Source organism: Streptomyces hirsutus (assembly GCF_001418415.1).
Taxonomy (GTDB): Bacteria; Actinomycetota; Actinomycetes; order Streptomycetales; family Streptomycetaceae; genus Streptomyces; species Streptomyces hirsutus.
Map to the genome: position 1 here is coordinate 1 of NZ_LIQT01000183.1, position 3,339 is coordinate 3,339.

Sequence of the window (3,339 nt, forward strand, 5' to 3'; positions counted from 1 at the left end):
GCCGACCGGCTCGCGCCCCGGCTCCGGGGCGCGAGCCGGTCGGCCGGCGAGGGTGGTCACGTGCAGGGCCGGTGGTTCGGTCGGCCGATGCGGATCTGCCACTTGGCGGGTCCCCGTTCCACGTAGTCCCAGGTGTACGCGCCCGGGTGGGCGGCCTCGAACTGCTTGTGCAGCGGCTTGGGGTCGTGGTTGTTGACGAGAGTGAACGTCCCGCCCGGGGTGAGGCGGGCGTACCGGGCGAAGACGAGCGGGTGCCGCTGCTCGCGGGGGACCGGGCGTACGTCGATGACGGCGGACGTGTCGAGGCTGCCGCCTCGCAGGAGTGTCTCGTAGTCGGCGACGAGGGGCGGAAGCACGCCGCCGGGGAGCGCCGCGAGGGCGGGCAGCAGGACGTCCTCCTCCACTGCTCGGTGGACGGACAGGACTGCCTCCACCCGCTGTGCGGCGGCCGTCGCGGACGCACTGTCTCCAGCGGCGTCCAGTGCGTCGACGTGCCGGTCGAGGGCGGACCGGGCGATGCGCAGGGCGCTCACCAGCAGTCGGCTCTCGGGCGCGTGCGCGGCGGCGGCGTGCAACGTCTCGGCCGACGCCGTGAGATGGCGGCGGATTTCACCGACGACACCCGTGGTGGCGGTCGTTGTGACGGATGCGGATGCGGATGCGGGAGAGGCGGTCGTGGCGCGGTCCGGTGCGCCTTCGGCGTCTCCTGTGCCGCTCCCCTCTCCGTCCCCCGCGCCGGCCGTCGGCTGCGGCTCGACGAGCGTGGTGAGCAGGACGTGCAGCCGTTCGTACTCCGTCCGGATCACGGCCCCTGCCCGGACCACGGGATCGGTCTGTGTCGACTGGATGAAGACGCCGGATGACTGTGTCACGAGCGTCCTCCTTTCGTGACGTCGCGAAGGCGCCATTCTTACATGTAGGATTCGTAAAAATTCGGGGAGGAGGATGCTGTGACCTACGTGATCGCCCAGCCCTGTGTGGACGTGAAGGACAAAGCGTGCGTTGACGAGTGTCCGGTCGACTGCATCTACGAGGGCCGGCGGTCCTTGTACATCCACCCGGACGAATGCGTCGACTGCGGGGCCTGCGAGCCGGTCTGTCCGGTCGAGGCGATCTTCTACGAGGAAGACACCCCGCCACAGTGGCAGGACTACTACAAGGCGAACGTCGAGTTCTTCGACGAACTGGGCTCGCCCGGCGGGGCCTCCAAGCTCGGGCTCATCGAGCACGATCACCCGCTGATCGCCGCCCTGCCGCTTCAGGAGGAGGCGAAGTGACCACCGTGAAGCGAGACGGCAGTGACGGTGGGAGTGATCCGGCGACCCCTCGCCGCCGTACCGTGCTCGATGTGCTGCGTGCCGCGGGCGGACCGCTCGGTGTCAGCGAAGTGGCTGAACGGGTGGGGGTCCACGCCAACACGGCACGCTTTCACCTCGATTCGCTGGTGACACACGGGGCGGTGGAGCGGACGCTGGAGGCGCCGTCCGGGCCGGGGCGACCTCGTGCCGTCTACGCGCCCCGCCCAGGGATGGACCGAGGAGGACGGCGCGAATACCAGCTGCTGGCCCGGATGCTGCTCAGCCGGCTCGCGTCGACCGGATCCGGCGCCGAGGCCGCCGCCGTCGAGGCAGGCCGGGCCTGGGGGCAGCATCTGATCGAATCCGCCCCGCCCTTCCACACCGTGACCGACCGTGAAGCGGTCGACCGGCTGGTCGGACTCCTCGTCGATCTCGGCTTCGAGCCGGTGACCACCGAAGAACCCGGTGACGTGCCCGACCTCATCCGTCTGCGGCACTGCCCCTTCCTGGAACTCGCCGAGGAGTACCGGCAGATCGTCTGCCCGCTCCATCTGGGCATGATGAAAGGCGCGTTGGCCGAACTGCGCGCGCCCGTCGACGCCGGACGGCTCGAGCCGTTCGCCGAACCCGACGTCTGCCACGCCCATCTCGTCCACACGCGTGCCGCGTAGGGGAAGGGCATCCAGCAGTGAACTCCGTATCGGCCACCCCAGCAGGCGCGGCCGTCGTCCGGCTCGGCATCGGCCGCGTCGCCTTCCGGGCGCCCCGCCTCGCAGGGACCGACTTCGCTTCAACTAACATTTTCAACATGGCAGTTGACGGGCCAAGCATCCCGGTGGCCATGGTGGCCGTGGTGCCGGCAGGCCGACTCCGTGTGATCCGACCCGGCTCAACCGACGCTCCGACCACGCACCCGCTGGGCAGCAACCGCCAAGCTCCCACGTCCCCTGGTACTACGTGGCGTTCGAGGCCATCATGACGGTCTCGCTCCTGGTCCCGGCATCCTGCTTCTCGCAGCCTGAGTTCCGCTCCACGGGCTCCAGCCCATGAGTTTCATCCCCTGCGTTCCCACCACCGAGCTCCATCCCTGAGCCGCCGACGCCACGCCGGCTGCCGGGCTTCCCGTGACCTCAGGAGGTCGCAGTGACGACTACGGGCAGTACCGGAACCATCGTCACCCCCGCATTACATCCACCCGGGCGCCGAAACCGCGGGAGGAAAGTGGTGGCGTGGCTGACCACGACCGACCACAAGGTGATCGGCTCGCTGTACCTCACCACGTCCTTCGTGTTCTTCATCGTCGGCGGTGTGATGGCGCTGGTGATGCGCGCCGAACTGGCCCGTCCCGGCCTGCAGATCGTGTCGAGCGAGCAGTTCAACCAGGCGTTCACGATGCACGGCACGATCATGCTCCTGATGTTCGCGACACCGCTGTTCGCCGGCTTCGCCAACTGGATCATGCCGCTGCAGATAGGCGCCCCCGACGTCGCCTTCCCACGGCTGAACATGTTCGCCTACTGGCTCTACCTGTTCGGCTCGCTGATCGCGGTGGCCGGTTTCCTCACCCCGGACGGAGCCGCCGACTTCGGCTGGTTCGCCTACGCGCCGCTGTCGGACGCGGTGCACTCCCCGGGCATCGGCGGCGACATGTGGATCATGGGGCTGACACTCTCCGGTTTCGGTACCATCCTCGGTTCGGTCAACTTCATCACCACGATCATCTGCATGCGCGCTCCCGGCATGACGATGTTCCGCATGCCGATCTTCACCTGGAACGTGCTGCTGACCGGTGTGCTGGTCCTGCTCGCCTTCCCGGTACTCGCGGCAGCCCTGCTGGCCCTGGAGGCGGACCGCAAGTTCGGCGCGCACGTTTTCGACGCGGCCAACGGCGGGGCGCTGCTGTGGCAGCACCTGTTCTGGTTCTTCGGGCACCCGGAGGTGTACATCATCGCGCTGCCGTTCTTCGGCATCGTCAGTGAGGTCATTCCGGTCTTCAGCCGCAAGCCGATGTTCGGCTACATGGGCCTGATCGGCGCGACCA

The 3,339-nt window shown here is 68.4% G+C and carries 4 protein-coding genes; 3 read left to right on the top strand and 1 reads right to left on the bottom strand.

Features of this window, described 5'->3' with window-relative positions; all coding sequences use genetic code 11:
* Positions 1–56: 56 nt before the first annotated feature.
* Positions 57–872 carry a DUF2249 domain-containing protein gene (locus AOK11_RS14565; protein ID WP_055594137.1) on the bottom strand — a complete coding sequence of 272 codons (816 nt, stop codon included), beginning with the start codon at positions 870–872 and terminating at the stop codon, positions 57–59.
* 78 nt (positions 873–950) lie between these two features.
* On the opposite strand from AOK11_RS14565, the gene fdxA reads away from it, so the two are divergent.
* The 3 genes from fdxA to AOK11_RS14580 form a co-directional block, all read left to right on the top strand.
* On the top strand, positions 951–1,277 hold the full coding sequence (gene fdxA, locus AOK11_RS14570; RefSeq protein WP_055594138.1) for a ferredoxin: 327 nt from the start codon (positions 951–953) through the stop codon (positions 1,275–1,277).
* Positions 1,274–1,969 carry a helix-turn-helix transcriptional regulator gene (locus AOK11_RS14575; RefSeq protein ID WP_240497344.1) on the top strand — a complete coding sequence of 232 codons (696 nt, stop codon included), beginning with the start codon at positions 1,274–1,276 and terminating at the stop codon, positions 1,967–1,969. Before fdxA ends, AOK11_RS14575 begins: the two co-directional genes overlap by 4 nt.
* A gap of 499 nt (positions 1,970–2,468) precedes the next feature.
* A partial coding sequence (locus tag AOK11_RS14580) for a cbb3-type cytochrome c oxidase subunit I (RefSeq protein ID WP_240497345.1) occupies positions 2,469–3,339 on the top strand: 871 nt, incomplete at its 3' end.